Annotated in this window: 16 protein-coding genes; 4 read left to right on the top strand and 12 right to left on the bottom strand. The window is 70.4% G+C overall.

What is annotated here, in order from left to right; translation table 11 throughout:
• Nucleotides 1-62 precede the first annotated feature (62 nt).
• Nucleotides 63-1631 (top strand): PucR family transcriptional regulator, encoded by a 1569-nt coding sequence (locus tag F9C12_RS30970; protein ID WP_409462706.1) that lies wholly within the window; start codon nucleotides 63-65, stop codon nucleotides 1629-1631.
• Here the strand turns inward: F9C12_RS30970 and F9C12_RS30965 are convergent.
• Together F9C12_RS30965 and F9C12_RS30960 are read right to left on the bottom strand one after the other, a co-directional pair.
• On the bottom strand, nucleotides 1600-2052 hold the full coding sequence (locus F9C12_RS30965; protein ID WP_409462705.1) for a pyridoxamine 5'-phosphate oxidase family protein: 453 nt from the start codon (nucleotides 2050-2052) through the stop codon (nucleotides 1600-1602). The two genes, F9C12_RS30970 and F9C12_RS30965, sit on opposite strands and share 32 nt — an antisense overlap.
• Nucleotides 2049-2990 (bottom strand): zinc-binding dehydrogenase, encoded by a 942-nt coding sequence (locus tag F9C12_RS30960; protein WP_409462704.1) that lies wholly within the window; start codon nucleotides 2988-2990, stop codon nucleotides 2049-2051. The genes F9C12_RS30965 and F9C12_RS30960 overlap by 4 nt, the downstream gene beginning before the upstream one ends.
• 190 nt (nucleotides 2991-3180) lie before the next feature.
• On the opposite strand from F9C12_RS30960, the gene ald reads away from it, so the two are divergent.
• Nucleotides 3181-4296: an alanine dehydrogenase gene (gene ald / locus F9C12_RS30955; RefSeq protein WP_409185284.1), complete on the top strand. Its 1116-nt coding sequence runs from the start codon at nucleotides 3181-3183 to the stop codon at nucleotides 4294-4296.
• 515 nt (nucleotides 4297-4811) lie between these two features.
• Nucleotides 4812-8567 carry an ABC transporter ATP-binding protein gene (locus F9C12_RS30950; RefSeq protein ID WP_409462703.1) on the top strand — a complete coding sequence of 1252 codons (3756 nt, stop codon included), beginning with the start codon at nucleotides 4812-4814 and terminating at the stop codon, nucleotides 8565-8567.
• Nucleotides 8568-8879: 312 nt separating this feature from the next.
• Here F9C12_RS30950 and F9C12_RS30945 read toward each other — a convergent pair whose 3' ends face one another.
• From F9C12_RS30945 to F9C12_RS30920, 6 genes are all read right to left on the bottom strand, one after another.
• Nucleotides 8880-9638 (bottom strand): ABC transporter permease, encoded by a 759-nt coding sequence (locus F9C12_RS30945; RefSeq protein ID WP_409462702.1) that lies wholly within the window; start codon nucleotides 9636-9638, stop codon nucleotides 8880-8882.
• Complete coding sequence (locus tag F9C12_RS30940; protein ID WP_409462701.1) at nucleotides 9635-10405, bottom strand: ABC transporter ATP-binding protein; 771 nt, start codon at nucleotides 10403-10405, stop codon at nucleotides 9635-9637. The genes F9C12_RS30945 and F9C12_RS30940 overlap by 4 nt, the downstream gene beginning before the upstream one ends.
• Nucleotides 10402-10785, bottom strand: a complete 384-nt coding sequence (locus tag F9C12_RS30935) for a DUF1048 domain-containing protein (RefSeq protein WP_409185280.1) — start codon at nucleotides 10783-10785, stop codon at nucleotides 10402-10404. The genes F9C12_RS30940 and F9C12_RS30935 overlap by 4 nt, the downstream gene beginning before the upstream one ends.
• Nucleotides 10775-11116: a PadR family transcriptional regulator gene (locus tag F9C12_RS30930; RefSeq protein WP_409462700.1), complete on the bottom strand. Its 342-nt coding sequence runs from the start codon at nucleotides 11114-11116 to the stop codon at nucleotides 10775-10777. The genes F9C12_RS30935 and F9C12_RS30930 overlap by 11 nt, the downstream gene beginning before the upstream one ends.
• A 200-nt stretch (nucleotides 11117-11316) precedes the next feature.
• On the bottom strand, nucleotides 11317-11589 hold the full coding sequence (locus F9C12_RS30925; protein ID WP_409185278.1) for a hypothetical protein: 273 nt from the start codon (nucleotides 11587-11589) through the stop codon (nucleotides 11317-11319).
• A 244-nt stretch (nucleotides 11590-11833) separates the two neighbouring features.
• Nucleotides 11834-12814: an acyltransferase domain-containing protein gene (locus F9C12_RS30920; protein ID WP_409462699.1), complete on the bottom strand. Its 981-nt coding sequence runs from the start codon at nucleotides 12812-12814 to the stop codon at nucleotides 11834-11836.
• Between the two features lie 134 nt (nucleotides 12815-12948).
• On the opposite strand from F9C12_RS30920, the gene F9C12_RS30915 reads away from it, so the two are divergent.
• The gene (locus F9C12_RS30915) at nucleotides 12949-13983 is read left to right on the top strand and encodes a ketoacyl-ACP synthase III family protein (protein ID WP_409462698.1); all 1035 of its coding nucleotides are present in this window, start codon (nucleotides 12949-12951) and stop codon (nucleotides 13981-13983) included.
• A 61-nt stretch (nucleotides 13984-14044) separates the two neighbouring features.
• Here the strand turns inward: F9C12_RS30915 and F9C12_RS30910 are convergent, their stop codons facing one another.
• The 4 genes from F9C12_RS30910 to F9C12_RS30895 are packed head-to-tail and all read right to left on the bottom strand — an operon-like array spanning nucleotide 14045 to nucleotide 18387.
• Nucleotides 14045-14818 carry a cyclase family protein gene (locus F9C12_RS30910; RefSeq protein ID WP_409185275.1) on the bottom strand — a complete coding sequence of 258 codons (774 nt, stop codon included), beginning with the start codon at nucleotides 14816-14818 and terminating at the stop codon, nucleotides 14045-14047.
• Between the two features lie 17 nt (nucleotides 14819-14835).
• Nucleotides 14836-15585 (bottom strand): SDR family oxidoreductase, encoded by a 750-nt coding sequence (locus tag F9C12_RS30905; RefSeq protein ID WP_409185274.1) that lies wholly within the window; start codon nucleotides 15583-15585, stop codon nucleotides 14836-14838.
• A complete protein-coding gene (locus tag F9C12_RS30900; RefSeq protein WP_409462697.1) occupies nucleotides 15582-17435 on the bottom strand; it encodes an AMP-binding protein in 1854 nt (617 codons plus the stop codon). The genes F9C12_RS30905 and F9C12_RS30900 overlap by 4 nt, the downstream gene beginning before the upstream one ends.
• Nucleotides 17428-18387 (bottom strand): aromatase/cyclase, encoded by a 960-nt coding sequence (locus F9C12_RS30895; protein WP_409185272.1) that lies wholly within the window; start codon nucleotides 18385-18387, stop codon nucleotides 17428-17430. The genes F9C12_RS30900 and F9C12_RS30895 overlap by 8 nt, the downstream gene beginning before the upstream one ends.
• Nucleotides 18388-18392: the final 5 nt, after the last annotated feature.

The following is an 18392-nucleotide window of genomic DNA, read 5'->3' as shown; positions in this document are numbered from 1 at the left end:
TGGCGAAACCGGGGCAGTCTTCTACCGTTCCAGCAAGAACGTCAGAAGCGCTGGAGGTAGCTGTGGTTTCGGTGCGCAGCGTCGTGGACCGGGTCGGTCCCACGCTGCTCCACGCGCTTCTCGTGCCCGAAGGCTGCCCCGCGGTCGGCGACGTGGTGATCGCCGAGCCGGGGGCGGAGTCCGCCATCGCGGCCGGCGACCTGGTGCTCGGCGTGGCGACGGTCGAGGCGGCCGACGCCGCGGAACTCGTCCGGGTGAGCGCCGGACGGGGTGCGGCGGCGGTGCTGCTGAAACCGCCGCTGGCCGCGAAACAGCCGGTGCGGCGCGCGGCGAAATCGGCGGGGATCGCGTTGATCCAGGTGCACGCGGCGACGTCGTGGGCCCAGCTGGTCTGGCTGTTGCGCACGGTTCTGGACGCGCTCGCCGACGAATCCGAAGCGCTCGAAGAAGGCGGCGACCCGGGTTCCGGCGATCTCTTCCGGCTCGCCGACGCCGTGGCCGCGGTGGTCGACGCGTCGGTGACGATCGAGGACACCAACTCGCGCGTGCTCGCCTACTCCGCGCGCCAGGACCTCACCGACCCGGCGCGCGTCGCGACGATCATGGGCCGCCGCATCCCGGACGACGTGCTGGCCCGGTTCCGCTCGCGCGGCGTGTTCCGCGAGCTTTCCCGCGGCCGGCAGACGATCTTCGTCCCGGCCCAGCGCGACGGCACCCTGCCGCGGCTGATCGTGCCGATCCGGATGGGCGGCGAGCTGCTGGGGTCGATGTGGGCGGTCGTCCCCGGTCCGGTCTCGGAGGAACGCGCAGCGGCTTTCGCGGACGCGGCCCCGGTAGTCGCCTTGCACCTGCTTCGCCGCCGCGCGCACACGGACGCGCAGCGCCGGGCCTCCGCCGAATTGCTGCGCGCGGTCTTGGAGGGACAGGTCCCGCCGCGGCGGGTGGTCGCCGAACTGGACCTGTCCGACGAGCCGCACCGGGTCGTGGTCGTGGATGTCAGCGGCGGCGACAGCCGGGACGCCGAAGGACTGTTGCTGGCGTTGCTGGAACGGATCTCTCAGGGTTTCGGACGCCGTCCGGTCGCGGCTGAACTCGGCGGATTGCTGTACGTCGTAGTTCCAGACCGCCCCGGCGAGGGCGGCTGGCCGGAACTGCGGGAGGCGCTGCTCGCCCAACCCGCTTCCCGCCGCGGCGGACTCCCCCGCGCGGCCGCGGGCGCGCCAGGCGACCCGACCGCGCTGGCCGCGTCCCGAGCCCAAGCGGACGAAGCGCTGGGCCTGCTGCGGGCCGGACTGGTCGAGGGTCGCGTCGTGGCTTACGACGAGGCCTGGACCGCCCTGGTCCTGCACCGCGCCGCCGCCGGAGCAGCGGCGGCGCAGGTGTCGGAACTCGGCCCGCTCGGCGTGCTGCGCGAACACGACGAGGCGAGCAATGCGGGGTACGTCGACACTCTCTACGAATGGCTCCGACACCCCGGCGACCCGCGCGCGGCCGCGGAACGGTTGCGCATTCACCCGAACACGTTGCGGTATCGGATGAAACGGCTGTTGGAACTTGTTCCGTTGAACCTTGATGATCCTGACGTACGGCTCGCTTTGCTTACCCAGCTGATCGCACTCCGCTGGAGCTGACCTGGTAGCTGAGGTCGTTGCCGCGCAACGATTCCGGCTCCATCCGGACCCACACCGTGCCACGTTCAGCCGGATCGTCCAGCAGGTACGCGCGGAACCGCGGATCCCACGCGGACTCGTCCGGGCCCAGGTAGCGCACCAGTTTCCGCCGTCCGCGCGGCACGTCGAACGGTTCGAGGGCGGCTGGTCCGCGCGCGATCACCTGACGCACCAAGCCGGTCGCGAGGTCGCATACGTCCACCGTCACCGCGATGCGCGGCTCCGCGCGCACCCGAGCGGGCAGCCGCGACCACGGGCCGCTGAGGATCCAGAACGCCCTGTCCTCCCAGAGATACCAGGTGGGCCGGACGGTCGGACCCGCGGTGGCGACCCGTGCGGTCAGCGGCTGCGCGAGGAAACTGTCGACGTCGAAACCGGTCACGCGACCAGCAGCGTCTTCCCGATGGTGCCCCGAGATTCGATCGCCGCGTGCGCGTCAGCCGCCCGTTCCAACGGGAACCGCTGCCCGATCACCGGGGTGAGCTGCCCAGCCGCGGCCGCCGCCAGCGCCGATTCCGTGTAGCCGCGCATCGCCGCCGCGTCGCCGATCGACCGGACCAGCTTGACCCCGCGCGCGGCAGCGTCCTCTTCGGACACTTCCGCCCACGAACCGCTTGCCAGGCCGTAAATCGCCATCCGCCCGCCGGGTCGCACCAGGCTGAACGCCGCGGTGCCGACCGCGCCTCCCACGCCGTCGAACACCACGTCCACCTCCCCGGCCCGCGCAGTCCACTCCGGATCGGTGTAGTCGACCGCCACGTCCGCACCCAATTCCCGGGCGCGGGCAAGCTTTTCCGCGCCACCCGCGGCAGCCACGACCTCCGCTCCCGCGGCCTTCGCCAGCTGCACCAGGAGGCTGCCGACCCCTCCGGCGGCGGCCTCTACGAGCACCCGTTCCCCCGGAGCCACCGCGGTCGCGTGCACCAAGCCGGTCGCGGTCCGGCCGTCGGCCAGCAACGCGACCGCCGCGTCGAGGCTCAGCGCGTGCGGCACCGGGAACACCGACACCGCGTCCACGACCACGCGCTGCGCGTAACCGCCGCTGCCGCCGGTCGACGTCACCACGCGTTTCCCGACCAGCGCCGAGTCGACGCCCTCCCCGGCGCGGCTGATCACCCCGCCGACGCCGTTGCCGGGCACCATCGGAAGCGTGCTGCCGAACGGTCCCGTCCCGGTCGCCCGGAACTGGGTTTCCACGAACGTGACGTTCGCGAACGCCACCTCGATCAGCACCTGCCCCGGCCCGGGAACCGGATCGGGCGCCTCTCCCGCCTTCAGCACCGCCGGCCCGCCGAATTCCCGCAGCCACACCGCTCGCATGTAAGCCCTTCCTCGAAGTCTCCGCCAAGGTCCAGCCAACTACCTCAAGTGCGGTCGAGGTCAAGGGCATTGTCCTGGCAGCACTATCGACCGGGCGCAAGACTGTGGCGGCGGGATGATGACACCGCCGTCCGGGTAGATCACCGTGAGTGGCAACACCTTCGACAGAACCGCCGCCAGGAGGCAAGCAGTGCGCATCGCCGTTCCCCGTGAGATCAAGAAGCACGAGTACCGGGTCGCGTTGACCCCGGCCGGCGTGCACGAACTGGTCGGTCGCGGGCACGACGTCTTCGTCGAGACGGGTGCCGGGACCGGGTCGTCCATCACGGACGAGGAGTACGTCGCCGCGGGCGCGAAGGTGCTCGCCACCGCGGAGGAGACGTGGGCCGAGGGCGAGCTCGTGCTGAAGGTGAAGGAGCCGATCGCCGAGGAGTATCCGCGCCTGCGCAAGGATCTGGTGCTGTTCACCTACCTGCACATCGCCGCGGACCGGCCGCTGACCGACGCGCTGCTGGCCGCGGGCACCACCGCGATCGCCTACGAAACGGTGCAGAAGGCGAACGGCGCGCTGCCGCTGCTGGCCCCGATGTCCGAGGTCGCGGGCCGCCTCGCCCCGCAGGTCGGCGCTTACGCCCTGATGAAGCCGAGCGGCGGCCGCGGTGTGCTGCCCGGCGGCATTCCCGGCGTGCACCCGGCCCGAGTCGTCGTCATCGGCGGTGGCGTGGCCGGTCTCAACGCCGCCCGCGTCGCGCTGGGTCTTGGTTCGGATGTGGAAATCCTCGACACCAACGTCGACCGCCTCCGCCAGATCGACAACGACTTCGGCGGCCGCATCCGCACCGTAACCTCCAACCGCCTTTCGGTGGAACAGTCGGTCCTGGAAGCGGACCTGGTCATCGGCGCGGTCCTGGTCCCTGGCGCGAAGGCTCCGAAGCTGGTCTCCAACGACCTGGTCTCCCGCATGAAGCCGGGCAGCGTCCTGGTGGACATCGCCATCGACCAGGGCGGCTGCTTCGCGGACTCGCGCCCGACCACGCACGACGACCCGACCTACACGGTCCACAACTCGGTCTTCTACTGCGTGGCGAACATGCCCGGCGCAGTCCCGCGGACGAGCACCTACGGCCTGACCAACGTGACCCTCCCCTACGCGGTGCAGCTGGCAGACAAGGGCTGGAAGCAGGCCCTGTCCGCCGATCCCGCCCTGGCCCTGGGCCTCAACACCCACTCCGGCGCCCTGACGAACGCCCCAGTGGCCACCGCCCACAACCTCCCCCACACCCCCGTCGAAACCGCCCTCGCATAACCCATCCCCAAACGAAAGCGGCGAGGCCCCATCGGCCTCGCCGCTTCTCTTACGCCCAAACGCTTTTTGTTCCAACCCACTCCCCCACCCAACCGCCGCCGAACGCACCGTGGGGGTCCGGGGGGCTCGGCCCCCCGGGTAATACGACGCCCCTTCGCGGGCGAAGCGCCGCCAGGCGCGAGCACACGAAGGGGAGAAGGGGCGACCCGCTCAACCAGCCTGGGGGTCACTGGGAGCGGGTCGCCGAGTACTAGCTTAAAGAACATTGGGCGGGAGCGCTCGTCCGGGGGTGGATTTGGCCCGGGTTCTTCCCGGTGGCCAGGTGAACGTTCAACCTTCCGCCGGTGCCGCCGGGACCAGGGTTTCCCTGCTCCACGACGCTTCCCGGCGCCCGCGGAACCCGCTGGCGTGCCCTTCGTCACCTCGGCTCGCGGGAGCGCCGGTTGTGCCCGTTTGGTCCGGGCCGGGGGCCGCGCGGGGAATAAATTGTCGGTGCCGCTCCCTAACCTTGTGATGTGACCACCACTGCGACGCCCGCGCGTCAAGACCGTCCGATTGCTGAGACGGCGCCCCGGCACCTCGGCTGGGTGCGCCGGTTGTCCGCTGCCTGCTGGGAGCACCGCGGGGTCGTGGTGCTCGCGATGACGGCGGCGGTGCTGAGCGTCGGCGTGCAGGCGGCGAGCCCGTTGCTGGTGCGGTCGGCGGTGGACGACGCGGTGGCCGGGCACACCTCTCAGCTAACCGGGCTCGCGGTGGCGCTGGTGGCGTTGCAGCTGGTCGCGTTCGGCTCGGCGTTTCTGCGCCGGTATGTCGGCGGGCGGCTGGCGCTGGACGTGCAGCACGATTTGCGGAACCGGGTGTTCGGCGCGGTTTCGCGGCTGGACGGCGGGAAGCAGGACGCGTTGCGCACCGGACAGGTGGTGTCGCGGGCGATTTCAGATTTGCAGCTGGTCACCGGGTTGCTGATGCAGGTTCCGCTGTCGGCGGGGTCGGTGATTTTCGCGGTGCTGTCGCTGGGCGCGATGGTGTGGATGTCGCCGTTGCTCACCCTCATCGCGCTGGTGGTCGCGCCCGCGGTGGGGATTGTCGTGGCGTTGAGCAGGCGGCGGTTGTTCCCGGCGACGTGGTCGGCGCAGCAGCGCGCGGCGGACGTCGCGCAGCAGGTCGAGGAAACCGTCACCGGCGTGCGCGTGGTGAAGGGTTTCGGGCAGGAGGCGCGCGAGGTCGCCCGGCTGGAGCGCACGGCGCGGAAGCTTTTCGCGGAGCGGTTGCGTGCGGCGAAGCTGTCCGCGTTGCCGACGGCGACCACGTCGGCACTGCCGGCCGCGGGTCAGGTCGCGGTGCTGGCGATCGGCGGCGTGCTGGCGTTGAACGGGCAGATCAGTCTTGGCACGTTCCTCGCGTTCGCCACCTATCTCGCGGCGTTGATCGGCCCGGCGCGGTTCCTGTCCGGTCTGGTCGTGCAGGCGCAGCTCACGCGCGCTGGCGCCGAGCGGGTGTACGAGCTGATCGACGCGCAGCCGGAGGTTGCCGACAGCCCCGACGCGCGGCCGTTGCCGCCGGGCGCGCTGGGCGTCGAACTCGACGACGTGAAATTCGGGTACACCCGCAGCGATCCGGTGCTCGACGGGCTCACCCTGGAGGCGCGGCCCGGCGAAACGCTCGCACTGGTGGGCACGGCGGGGTCCGGCAAGTCCACGATTTCCCTGCTACTGCCGCGGTTTTACGACGTGCACTCGGGTTCGGTGCGGGTCGGCGGGCTGGACGTGCGCGACGTGCCGTTGAAGGACCTGCGGCAGGCGATCGGCGTGGTTTTCGAGGAAGCGTTCCTGTTCTCCACGTCGGTGCGCGACAACATCGCGTACGGCCGCCCGGACGCGAGCGACGAGGAGGTCTTCGCGGCCGCCCGCGCGGCGGAGGCGGACGAGTTCATCCGCGCGCTGCCGGACGGGTACGCCACCGAGGTCGGCGAGCGCGGGCTCACGTTGTCCGGCGGGCAACGGCAGCGGCTCGGGCTGGCTCGGGCACTGCTCACCGATCCGCGCGTGCTGATCCTGGACGACGCGACGTCGGCGATCGACACCGTCACCGAAGCCGCGATCCATGACACGCTGCGCGCGGTCACCGCCGAGCGCACCACGCTGCTCATCGCGCACCGGCGGTCGACGTTGCAGCTGGCGGACCGGATCGCGGTGCTGGACCAGGGCCGGGTGGTCGACGTCGGCACCGAGGAAGAGCTGCTGGCGCGGTGCGCGCTGTTCCGCGAACTGGTCTCCGGGCCGGGCGACGACGTTGAAAAGCCGCACCGCCGCGACAACCTCGAGCCCGGCGAGGACGGCACCACGGCGGTGCTGTGGCCGGACGACGACCGCGACGAGGTCGACGCTCTCGCCGAGGCCGCGCAGGCCCGCGGCGGCCTGCCCGGCGGCGGCAGCGGTTTCGCGGGCAGCGGCGGCGCGGACGTGCCGCCGACCCCGGAACTGCTGGAAGGCGTCCGCCGGTTGCCGCCCGCGACCGACCGGCCTCGACTGTCCGATGTGGACGTCACGGCCCCGGACCCCGGTTTCCGGCTGTCCCGGATCCTGCGCCCGGTGCGGTGGCCGCTCGTCGGGGTGATCGCGCTGGTCGCGGCCGACGCGGTGGCCTCGCTCGCGTTGCCCGCGCTGTACCAGCGCGGGGTCGACCACGGCGTGCTGCCCGGCGTGGCGAGCGTCGTGTGGCTGCTGGCCGGGATCGGCGCGCTGGTGGTCGCGGCGGACTGGTTCGTCGTGCGCTGGCAGACGCGGCTCACCGCCCGGGTCGGCGAGACCGTGCTGTACTCGCTGCGCGTGCGCAGCTACGCCCACCTGCAACGGCTCGGGCTGGACTATTACGAGCGGGAACTGTCCGGGAAGATCATGACCCGGATGACCACGGACGTCGACGCGTTGTCCACGTTCCTGCAGACCGGTCTCGCCACCGCGGTCGTCAGCGCGCTCACGCTGGTGGGCATCACGGTCGCGTTGCTGGTCACCGATGCCGCACTGGCGGTGTACGCGCTGGGCATGCTGCCGATCCTGCTGGTGGCCACGCTGATCTTCCGGCGGGTCGCTTCGCGCGCGTACAGCGAGGCGCGCGAGAAGGTGAGCGTCGTCAACGCGGACATGCAGGAGAACGTCAGCGGTCTGCGCGTCGCCCAGGCGTACACGCGCGAAGAGCGTTCGGCGAAGGTGTTCGCGTCGCGCAGTGACGACTACCGCCGGTCGCGGCTGCGCGCGCAGCGGTACATCGCGACGTACTTCCCGCTTGTCTCGCTGCTGTCGGATCTGGCGACCACCACCGTCTTGGTCGTCGGCGCACACCGCGTCGCTGGCGGCACCCTCGAAGCCGGTGTGCTGCTCGGATTCTTGCTGTACCTGCAGCAATTCTTCTCGCCGATCCAGCAGCTGTCGTCGGTGTTCGACGGCTACCAGCAGGCCCGCGTCGGACTGAGCCGCATCGGCGACCTGCTGCGCACGCCGACGTCGGTGCCCCCGGCCGAGCACCCGGTCGAACTGCCTGCCCGGCTGTCCGGCGAAGTGCGGTTCAAGGACGTCGATTTCTCCTACACCGGTGCGGAAAAGCCCGCGCTGGAGAACCTGACCCTCGACGTCGCGGCGGGCGAAACCGTCGCGCTGGTCGGCGCGACCGGCGCGGGCAAGTCGACCGCGGTGAAGCTCGTCGCACGCTACTACGACGCCACCGGCGGCTCGGTGCTGATCGACGGGGTCGACGTCCGCGAGTACGACCTGCCCGCCCTGCGCGCGCGGATGGGCGTGGTGCCGCAGGAGGCGCACCTGTTCTCCGGCACCGTCGCGGACAACGTGCGGTACGGCCGCCCGGAAGCCACCGACGCGGAAGTCGAGGCCGCCGTGCGCGCGGTCGGCGCACTGGACGGAGTAGCCGCGCTGCCCGCCGGTTTCCGGCAACCAGTAGGCGAACGCGGCCGCTCGCTGTCCGCTGGGCAGCGGCAACTCGTCGCGCTGGCCCGAGCCGAACTGGTCGACCCGGACGTGCTCCTGCTGGACGAAGCCACCGCCGCCCTGGACCCAGCCACCGAAGCCGCGGTCCTGCGCGCCACCGAACACCTCGCGCGCCGCCGCACCACCTTCGTAGTGGCCCACCGCCTGGCAACCGCCGCGAAAGCGGACCGGATCGTGGTGCTCGACCACGGCCGCATCGTCGAACAAGGCACGCATTCCGAACTCCTCGCCGCGAACGGGCATTACGCGCGGTTGTGGGCGCTGGGGTGAGTCAGGAGAGCTCGCGCCGGTAGCTCGCCTTTTGCCGATCCCGGAAGCGACCGACGAGCCCCGCGCACGCCGCTACCGGACGCGGCACCCGACTACAGCTGCGTCGCCGAACAACACGCCCCGCGCCGCCAAGCACGTCGCTTGAACGGCACGCGCCCGGAGGCGACCGTGTGCCCCGCTACCCACCGGGCCCGGCCAACGCGCGGAGGAGCCGGGAGGTTTGCGCCAGTGAACCGCCTGGCTGATCCCGGAGGCGACCGACTGACCAAGCCAGCGCCGCTACCACCGGCCCCGGCCAAACGCGCGCAAGAATCAAGAAATCTTGCGCCGGTAAATCACATTCGCGAAGACGTACGCCACCACCAGAATCCCCACACACCACGCCAGCGCCGTCCAGATTCCGGTGCCGGCTGGGCGTTCCGCGAACAGGTCTCGGATGGTGTTGACGATCGACGTCACCGGCTGGTGTTCGGCGAATGCGCGGACCGGGCCGGGCATTGTGGTGGTGGGCACGAAGGCCGAGCTGACGAACGGCAGGAAGACGAGCGGGTACGAGAACGCGCTCGCGCCGTCGGCGGATTTGGCCGTCAGGCCGGGGATCACCGCGATCCAGGTCAGTGCCAGGGTGAACAGCACCAGCATGCCGAGCACCGCGAGCCACGCCAGTGGGCCGGCGCTGGTGCGGAAGCCCATCGCGAACGCCACCAGCACCACGACGGCGACCGAGATCAGGTTCGCGATCACCGAGGTCAGCACGTGCGCCCACAGCACCGCCGAGCGCGCGATCGGCATGGACTGGAAGCGTTCGAAGATGCCGCTCTTCAGGTCGAGGAAGAGCCGGAACGCGGTGTAGGCGATCCCGGAGGCGATGGTGATCAGGAGGATCCCGGGCAGCAGATAGGTCACGTACGACTCAGCGCCGGTGTTGATCGCGCCCCCGAAGACGTAGGTGAAGAGCAGCAGCACGATCGGCGTGATCGTCGTCGTGATGATCGTGTCCAGGCTGCGGGTGATGTGCCGCCGCGACCGTCCTAACAGGACTAAACTGTCACCGGCGAAGTGGCCGCTCATTGTCCGTCCCCCTTGCTTCCGCTGCCGACCAGGGAGAAGAAGACGTCCTCCAGCGTCGGCTGTTTCTCGACGTATTCGACCTTGGCCGGGGGAAGGAGCCGCTTCAGCTCGTCCAGGGTGCCGTTCACCAGCACCCGGCCCTCGTGCAGGATCGCGATCCGGTCGGCGAGGTGTTCGGCCTCGTCCAGGTACTGCGTGGTGAGCAGCACCGTCGCCCCCTGTTCGGCGAGCTCCTCGACCGCGCGCCAAACGTCGTTGCGCGCCTGCGGGTCGAGCCCCGTCGTCGGCTCGTCGAGAAAAATGACCTGCGGGTTCCCGATCAGGCTCATCGCGAGGTCGAGACGACGGCGCATGCCGCCGGAGTACGTCGAGACCTTCCGCGCCCCGGCCTCGGTCAGCGCGAACCGCTCCAGCAGGCCGTCCGCGATCTCGCCGGGGTTCTTGAGGTGCCGCAGTCTGGCGACCAGCACCAGATTCTCGCGCCCGGTAAGGATTTCGTCGACCGCGGCGAACTGCCCGGTGAGGCTGATCGACTCGCGCACCTCCGCCCCCTGGGTCGCCACCGCGAACCCGTTGACCTCCGCCTCCCCCGCGTCGGCCTTGAGCAAGGTGGACAGAATCCGCACGACCGTGGTCTTGCCCGCCCCGTTGGACCCGAGCAGCGCGAAAATACTGCCGCGCGCCACCTCGAATTCAACGCCGCGCAGCACTTCCAGCTTGCCGTAGGATTTCCGCAGCCCCCGCACCCGGATCGCCGGCGCCGTCATGCCGCACCGCCCACCGCGCGGTCGATCGATTCGGTCAGCCGCGCCCGTTCCCGGGAAATCCAGTTCCCCTCGGGATAACTGCGGAGAAACTCCTCGGCGAATTCGACCGGCTCGCCGCCGACGATTTCCCGGACCGTCGTCCCGTTCGCCACGCTCTGCTCGAACAGGTCGATCAGATCGTCCAGCATCCGCAGATGCCCCTCCGCGGTGCCGGGCCCGAAGTACTGCACGTACCGGTGCAGCGCCTTGATCGCCGCCCGGTGATCCGGCGGCAGCTCCTCGACGCGGGCCTTGTACCGCCGGTACCGCTTTTTGTCCTCCAGCGGCCCGGTGACCACTTCCAGATAATGCAGATACCGGCTCTTTCCTTCATTCCCCATGTTCGATCCCCTCCTTGCGCAGCTGTTCGAGCCGGTCCGAGAGAAACCGCCAGTTCCGCCAGAACTCGTCGAGACTCGCCCTCCCTGAGGCGTTCAACGTGTACACCTTCCGCGGCGGCCCTTTTTCGGACGGCACTTTCTCGACGTCGACGAGCCCGCGCTGCTCGATCCGCACGAGCAACGCGTAAACGGTGCCCTCGGCGAGATCGGTGAACCCCCGTTCGCGCAACCAGGAGGTGATCTCGTACCCGTAGGCGGACCGCCAGGCAAGGATCGCGAGGACGATGCCCTCCAAGGTCCCCTTGAGCATCTCCGTCGCCTGCTTGCCCATCGAACGCCCTTTAGCTAGTCAGCGTTGCTGAGTACCAGTAGATAGTATCACTGACTACCGGCGACAGGGAGGGGCAAACGAGGAGAAGAGTCGAAACCGGATGAGCGAGCGGACTGGGAAGGTCAGCGAACCCCTTGTCTCGCACCAGGAACCCGCGCGGGTTCAGAACCCGCCGGGCAAGGCATCCGTACCGCTGAGGTTCAGGGCAGCTCGCGCCAGCGCAGGTCGCCCCAGCCGGCCGAGGTGACGTCGGCCAGTTCGGCCCAGCGGGTCGTGCCGGGACGGACGTGCGTGTCCGGGCCGATGGACCACTCGGGGGCTTCCGGCTCGACGTGGTCGAACTCCTCGACGCTGGCCGGGGTCCGCCACACCGCGGTGCAGGAATCGCACATCAGCACGACCTTGCCGTGCTCGGTGACGAGGGGGCGAATCAAGCCCTGATCCCAGAACGACGGACATTCGACCAGCCACATCGCGTCACCACCGCCTCGCGCCTCGAAAACCGCTGCGTCCGAGTGAGGCCGCAGCCTTTCGACAGCACAACACCGCTCAGTGAACGATCCGCTACCCCCATGCCAACTCGGCCGGAACAGGCGCGGACGACCCCTCTCCGCAACAGCCGGGAGGCCATCTCGAGGGCTGGACCCCATCACCGCGAAGACAACCGTCCGCAGGCCGACAGCGCAGGCACAGCTCAGCGAACCGAAGCAGCGGACCTCACTTGCCCAGCGCCTCCCGGCAAGCCGCCACCGCGGCGAGATCCGCCTCCGGGCCCCGGGCCCGGGCAGGCAGCAGCGCCAGCACCGAGGACTCCCCCGCCCGCACCACCGGATGGATCCGCGCGGCCTTGGCCAGCAGCTGCGACGGTCCCGTCTCCACCAGAACCCGCTGCCCCTCCGCCGAGAGCGGCGAATCCGCGCCCAGCAGCGTGCCCAGCGCGGGCCAGAACCGCACCGGTTCGACGGGGTGGGAAGCCCAGTACGAAGGGTCCGTCGCCTCGGTGTCGGTGAGCAGGCGGCCGGTGTAGCCCGAGACCATCGGGATTTTCGGCGGCGAAGGCTGTGCCGCGGCCACCGACGGGAGGCACCGGGCGGCGGCCTCGGCCAGGGCGGGGCTGTGGAAGGCCGACGTCGCGGGGACGGGCAGGCAGGTCCGGCCGTCGGCGCGCAACTTCGCCGCGGCCTCCGCCAACGGCGCTGCCGGGCCGGAGAGGATCAGCTGCCGGGGAGCGTTGATCGCACCGATCACTACCTCGTCGGTCAGGACCTCGGCGACGTCGTCGACCGTCGCGGCCACCGCCAGCATTCCGCCGGCCGGGGCGGACGCCAGTTCCTGCACTCGACGCCACATCAGCTCCGCGGCAGCCGGGACTTCGAAGACCCCGGCCAGGGTCGCCGCGGCTACCTCGCCGACGCTGTGGCCCAGCAGCGCGGCTGGCCGCACTCCCCACGAAAGGATCATCCGGCCCAGCGCGTGCCCGACGGTGAAGAGCAGGATTTGCGAGCGGGTCACGTGGTCCAGCGGGACGGCGGGCGAGTCGGTCAGCCAGTCGGCGCGGACTGCGGCGCCGTCGGGGCCCAGCGCCGCGAAGACCTCGTCCGCCGCGGCGGTGAAGACTTCGTCGTGCCCGTACAGGCCGGCGGCCATCCGCACGTGCTGCGAGCCTTGCCCCGGGAACAGCAGTGCGACCTCGGTCATGGAACGAAACTCCCTCCGCCCGGAAACAACCGGATCGTCCGGCACGGCGGTCGACGGCTGCTCGACCCCCGCTGGACCGGCAGGTCGAGCCCGTTCCCACAGGCTGTCGAGAGCCCGCCGGAAGGCTGGCCGGCATGAGATTCGACGGGCTGTACCTCGCCGGGCTCGGGAGCTGGCTGCCCCCGGCGACGACGACCGCCGAAGCGGTGCGGAGCGGGCAGTGCTCGGCCGAGACGGCGCGCAAAAGCGAGATGGAATCGGTCCTCGTCGCCCCGGAAGGGATCGCGCCGCCGGAGATGGCGGCCCGGGCCGCGCGGGTCGCCCTCGACCGGTCCGGGGTGGCGCGCGGCGACATCGCGGTGCTGCTGCACGCGACGTTGTTCCACCAGGGCTACGACCTGTGGTCGCCGGCCGCGTACGTCCAGCGGGCGGCGGTCGGCGGGACCTGTCCGGCGATCGAGGTGCGGCAGGTTTCCAACGGCGGCATGGCGGCATTGGACCTCGCGGCCAGTTACCTCCTGGCGGACCCGGCGCGCCAAGCCGCGCTGATCACCGCGGCGGATCGCTTCGACGGTCCCGATTTCGACCGCTGGCACAGCGATCCGGGCACCGCGTACGCCGACGGCGGGACGGCGCTGGTGCTCTCCAGCGTGCGCGGGTTCGCGCGGTTGCGCAGCCTGGCGGTGGTCAGCGGGCCGGAGCTGGAAGGCATGCACCGTGCGGGGGCGGCGTTCGGCGAAGTCGAGATGAGTGCCCGGCAGCTGGTCGATCTGGACGCGCACAAACGATCATACGTGTCCGAGGCCGGAATGGCACAGACGCTCTCGGCCATTCTCGACGGACAGCGCGAGGCGTTGAAACGCGCGCTGAGCGACGCCGAGCTGGAACTGTCCGATGTGGACCGATTGGTGCTGCCGCATTTCGGGCGGCGCCGGCTGGTGTCGAATTACCTGCGGCACATGGACGTTCCGCTGGAGCGGACCACGTGGGACTTCGACAGCAAGATCGGCCATCTCGGGGCCGGCGACCAGATCGTCAGCCTGGAACACCTGGTGCGGACCGGCGGGTTGCGGCCGGGACAGACGTGTCTGCTGATGGGCGTCGGCGCGGGATTCTCGTGGAGCAGCGCGGTGATCGAGCTGCTCGAAACACCCCGCTGGACTGACTAAAGCCGTGCGGGGAACCCCGAGGGAAGCTGGTTCCCTCGGGGTTCCCCGCACCGACTTTCAGCTACTCGACGATGGCGACCGCGCGAGCCCACCCGGCGCCGGCTCCGGCCAGTTTCACCGGGAAGCACGACAGCGTGAACCCGTGCGCCCGCGGCAGTTCGGCCAGGTTCGCCAGGCGTTCGATCTGGCAGTACTCCCGGTCGCGGCCGCGCATGTGCGCCGGCCACAGCACCGATTTGTCGCCGGTCCGCTGGTAGGTCTCGATGATGTGGGTGAACGGCGCGTCAAGGCTGAACGCGTCGGTGCCGATCACCCGGACCCCGAAGTCCAGCAACAGATCCAGCCCGGACTGGTCGAGGCCGACGAACTCGGTGAAGTACTTCGGCGTGCCGGCGTGCTGGTCGGCTCCGGTGTGGAGCAGGACGATGTCCAGTTCCTTCGGCTGGTAGTCCACTCGGGACAGTTCGGCGCGCACGTCGTCCGCCGTGATGACGCCCGGCGCGCGGCCGGTGAAGTCCAGGACCACGGCGGGACGGTGGAACCAGTCGACCGGCATCTGGTCGATCGTGCGCGGGGCCGAGCCGTACGACGTGGCGTCGCCGTAGTGCGCCGGCGCGTCGATGTGCGTGCCGGTGTGCGTGGTCAGCGACACCGTGTCGTTGGTCAGGAACTCGGCGTCCCGCAGCACTTCCGGGTCGAGTTCCATGCCGAAGTGCTCGCGCATTTCCGACACCAGGTGCTTGGCCCCGTCCTGGGCGGACATGGTGACCAGCGACAGCGGCTCGGGTTCCCAGCCCTGCGGGTCGATCGGCGAGGACAGGTCAATCAGCTGCAACGGAGTTCTCCTTGTCGTCAGGACCGCAGGCCGAGGCCGCCGTCCGCGGTGATCACCTGGCCGTGGATCCAGCTGGCTTCCGGCGCGCTCAGCAGCGCGACGACGTCGGCGACGTCGGCGGGCGTGCTCAGCCGGCCGGCCGGCGTCCGGGCAGCCAGCACCTGCACCATCTCGGGCTGGGTGGTCTCGTCGCCCTTGTCCAGCTTCGCGGTCGTGACGGCGTTGACCGTGATGCCGCGCGGGGCCAGTTCGACCGCCAGGTAGCGCACTAGCGATTCGAGCGCGGCCTTCGCGACGCCCAGCGCGACATAGCGCGGGATGACCCGCTGCGCGCCGGAGCTGGAAACGGCGAGCACGCGGCTGCCCGGTTTCAGCTGGTCGAGAAGCGCGGGAACCAAGCGCAGCAAGGGATCCACCGCGGTAGCCACGTCGGCGTGCAGGTCGGCGACCGAAGCCCCGGCGGCGGGCATCGGATGCCACGACGCGGCGTTGTGCACCAAGACGTCCAGGCCGCGACCGGCCGCCGAAACCGCGGCGGCCAGCTGTGCCGCACCGTCCTCAGTGGACGGATCGGCCCGGATCAAGGACGCCGAACCGGGCAATCCCTCAAGGCTCGCGAGCGCGGCCTTGGCAGCTTCGTCGTCGTGGGCGTAGTCGAGCAGCACGTGCGCGCCGCTCGCGCAGAATTTGCGGGCGATGGCCAGCCCCAGCCCCTTGGTGGCGCCGACTACCAGCACGCTGCGGCCGGCCAGCCCGAGATCGCTCACGCCGACGCCTCGGACACCGTCGAGTACAGGTCCGCTTCGACGTCCACCAGCTCGGCGAACTTCTTCACGTGCGCCTGGAATTCCGGGCTGGTCACGACGGCCTTGTGCGCGTTCGCGTCGACCCACTGGCCAATGTTCAGATACACCTTGGGATCGCGCAGCGACCGCACCATCTGGTAGGCGACGAACCCGGGCTGCGCGGCCATGTACTGCGCGTGCTCGGTGAAGACCTTCTCGAACTCTTCCGGCTCGCCCTTGACGGTGAACTTGCTGATGAACGTGACCACGGTATCGGCTCCTAGCAGTGCGGTTCCGGGATTCTGGCTGCCGCGCACGGAGGACAGCGCCTCGCGCAGCTCGCGGCGGACGAGCTTGCCGTTGGGCGAACGCGGGATCGCCCTGGTCAGCTCGACGTGCTCAACGTGCTTGTAATACGGCTGGGCGGCGTTGACCTCCTCGACGATCCCGGCGGCCCGCGGCACCCACTCGTCGCCGGCCGGGACGATCAGCGCGGCCGCCACCGCGCCGGCGAACTCGTCCGGCTGGTCGACCACCGCGCAGTCGGCCACGCCGGGGTGGCGCAGCAGCTCGGCCTCGATTTCGGTGGGCGAGATCAGCCAGTTGTCGCGTTTGAAGACGTCCTTGATGCGGTCGACCAGGAACAGGTACCCGTCGTCGTCCAGCCAGCCGACGTCGCCGGTCGGCAGCCAGCCGTCCGCGCCGATGCCGTCGCCGTCCGGGCGGCCGAGGTAGCCGCGCATCACCTGCGGGCCGCGTACCTCGACCTCGCCGCGTTCGCCTGCCGGCAGCGGTTGCCGAGTCGACAGATCGACAACGCGCACCTCGGTGTCGCGCACGACCTGGCCGACCGAACCCGGACGGGGCGCGGCCGGGCCGTCCGACAGCACCAGCGGAGCGGTTTCGGCGAGGCCGTAACCCTGCACGACCGGGATGCCGAACTGCGCGCGCAGCGTTTCCGCGTGTACCGGCGACAGCGCCGAACCGCCGGACAGGATGACCTCGCAGCCGGGCAGCTTGAGGTCCGCCAGCCGCGGGTCGGTGGCGAGCCGGGCCAAGCGGAACGGCATCGAGTAGTAATGCGTAACCCCGGCCGCGAGCGGGATCGTGGCGACCGGATCCGGTACCAGGCAGAGCACCTGGGTGGCTCCGGCGAGCAACGCGGAGTTCAGGTGCATCGGGTGGTAGCTGGGCAGGTGGTTGAAGGTCACCGACGTTCCGGTCACGCCGTGTGCCTCGGCGACCTGCACCGCGTTGACCGCGATGTTGCGGTGGGTGAGCCGTACGCCCTTCGACTGTCCGGTGGTGCCGCTGGTGAAGTGGATGCACGCGACCGCGTCCGGATCCAGCTTCACCGGCGCGCCGGCCGGGCCAGCCGCCAGCGCCGCGACCGAATTCGCCCGGTCCGGATTCCCGAAGCACAGCAGGTGTTCCGGCGTCGCGGAGGCGCGAGCGACCGCCGCGGTCATCGAATCGTTCAGCACCGCGGCCGCGGCGGAAGATTCGGTCAGCACCCGGCCGAGATCGCCTTCCCGCAGCAGCGGGCTCAGCGGCAGCACGACGTTTCCGCTGCGCAGCGTGCCGTAGTAGGCGATCGCGAACTCCGGGTGCAGCACCGAGGACAGCGCGACGACCGAACCCGCCGACCCGATCCGATCCGCCAGCGCGGCGGCGAACCCGGACGCGGCACGGTCGAGTTCGGCGAACGTCAACGCCGTCTCGCCGAGCCGCACCGCGACCTGGTCCGGGCTGTTCTCCGCAAGGATGCGCAGCGCGTCCGGGAGCAGCGGTGTGTCCGGCAGCGACGCGACCGGGAGGACACCGTCAGCCATTGGCGCGTTCCTCCGCCCAAGCCTTGGCGAGGTTCAGCGTCGCGGTGCTGTTGGTGCCCAGCGCATTGCGCACGAACGCCTTCGCGTCCTCGACCGTCTTTCCTTCGCCGAGGATCTTCTCCACCGCGTCCCGCTTGATCACCACGGTGTGCTCCGAAGTGGCCCGCACTCCGCCCTCTGGCCGCGGCACGATCGTCCAGAGTCCGTTGTGGACAGTCATCAGCGCGGGCAGCACCTGCTGCTTGTACGCGATGGCGTGTTCGTCGTCGAAGCACACGCGCACCGACTTCGTGGTGTGCACGGCGCCGGTCGCGGTCTTCGTGTCCATCTCCATGACCTGCAGGCCCGGCGTCTCCTCGGTCAGGTCGAGGCGCTGGACGTGCGGCAGCCGCTCCGGCCACAGGTCCGACCGGTAGAGGAACTCGTAGACCGCCGCCGCGTCCGCGTCGATGTCGACGCTGTCGGCGAACACCGTGGTGAGTTCTTCCGTCTCGGCAAGGCTTTCCGCGATGCCGCGCAGGTTCTCCAGCTCGTGCTCGCTGTTGCGGTCGACCGCCTTGCTCACCCACTCGACGTTCTCCGGCAGGTCGCGCACCGCGCTGAACGCGTGTTCCAGCACGACCGTGCACGAGTCCGGCCCGCCGGGCTGGATGTTCCACGCGCCGGTCATCGACGCGACCGGATGCTGCGAAACCTCCTGGCGGAAGTCGATGCGCAGGCCGTCCTCGTCGAGGTCGCGGCGCGAGGTCCAGGTTTTGGGCTCGCCGTTCGCGGTGGCCCACAGCCGGATCCGCTCGGTGGTGCCGTCGCGTTCGAGCTGGCGCGCGTGGACGGTCGGTCCGAAGTAGACCGGCCAGCGGGTCACGTCGGCGAGCAGCGCGTACACGGCCGAGGCGGGCGCGGCGATGTCGATCTTGTGTTCGGTCTCGTAGATCCGCAGTGGTGCAGCCACGTGCT

Origin of the sequence: Amycolatopsis sp. GA6-003 (assembly GCF_046267895.1) — a bacterium.
Taxonomy (GTDB): domain Bacteria; phylum Actinomycetota; class Actinomycetes; order Mycobacteriales; family Pseudonocardiaceae; genus Amycolatopsis.
This window is presented reverse-complemented; position numbering and strand designations above follow the sequence as displayed.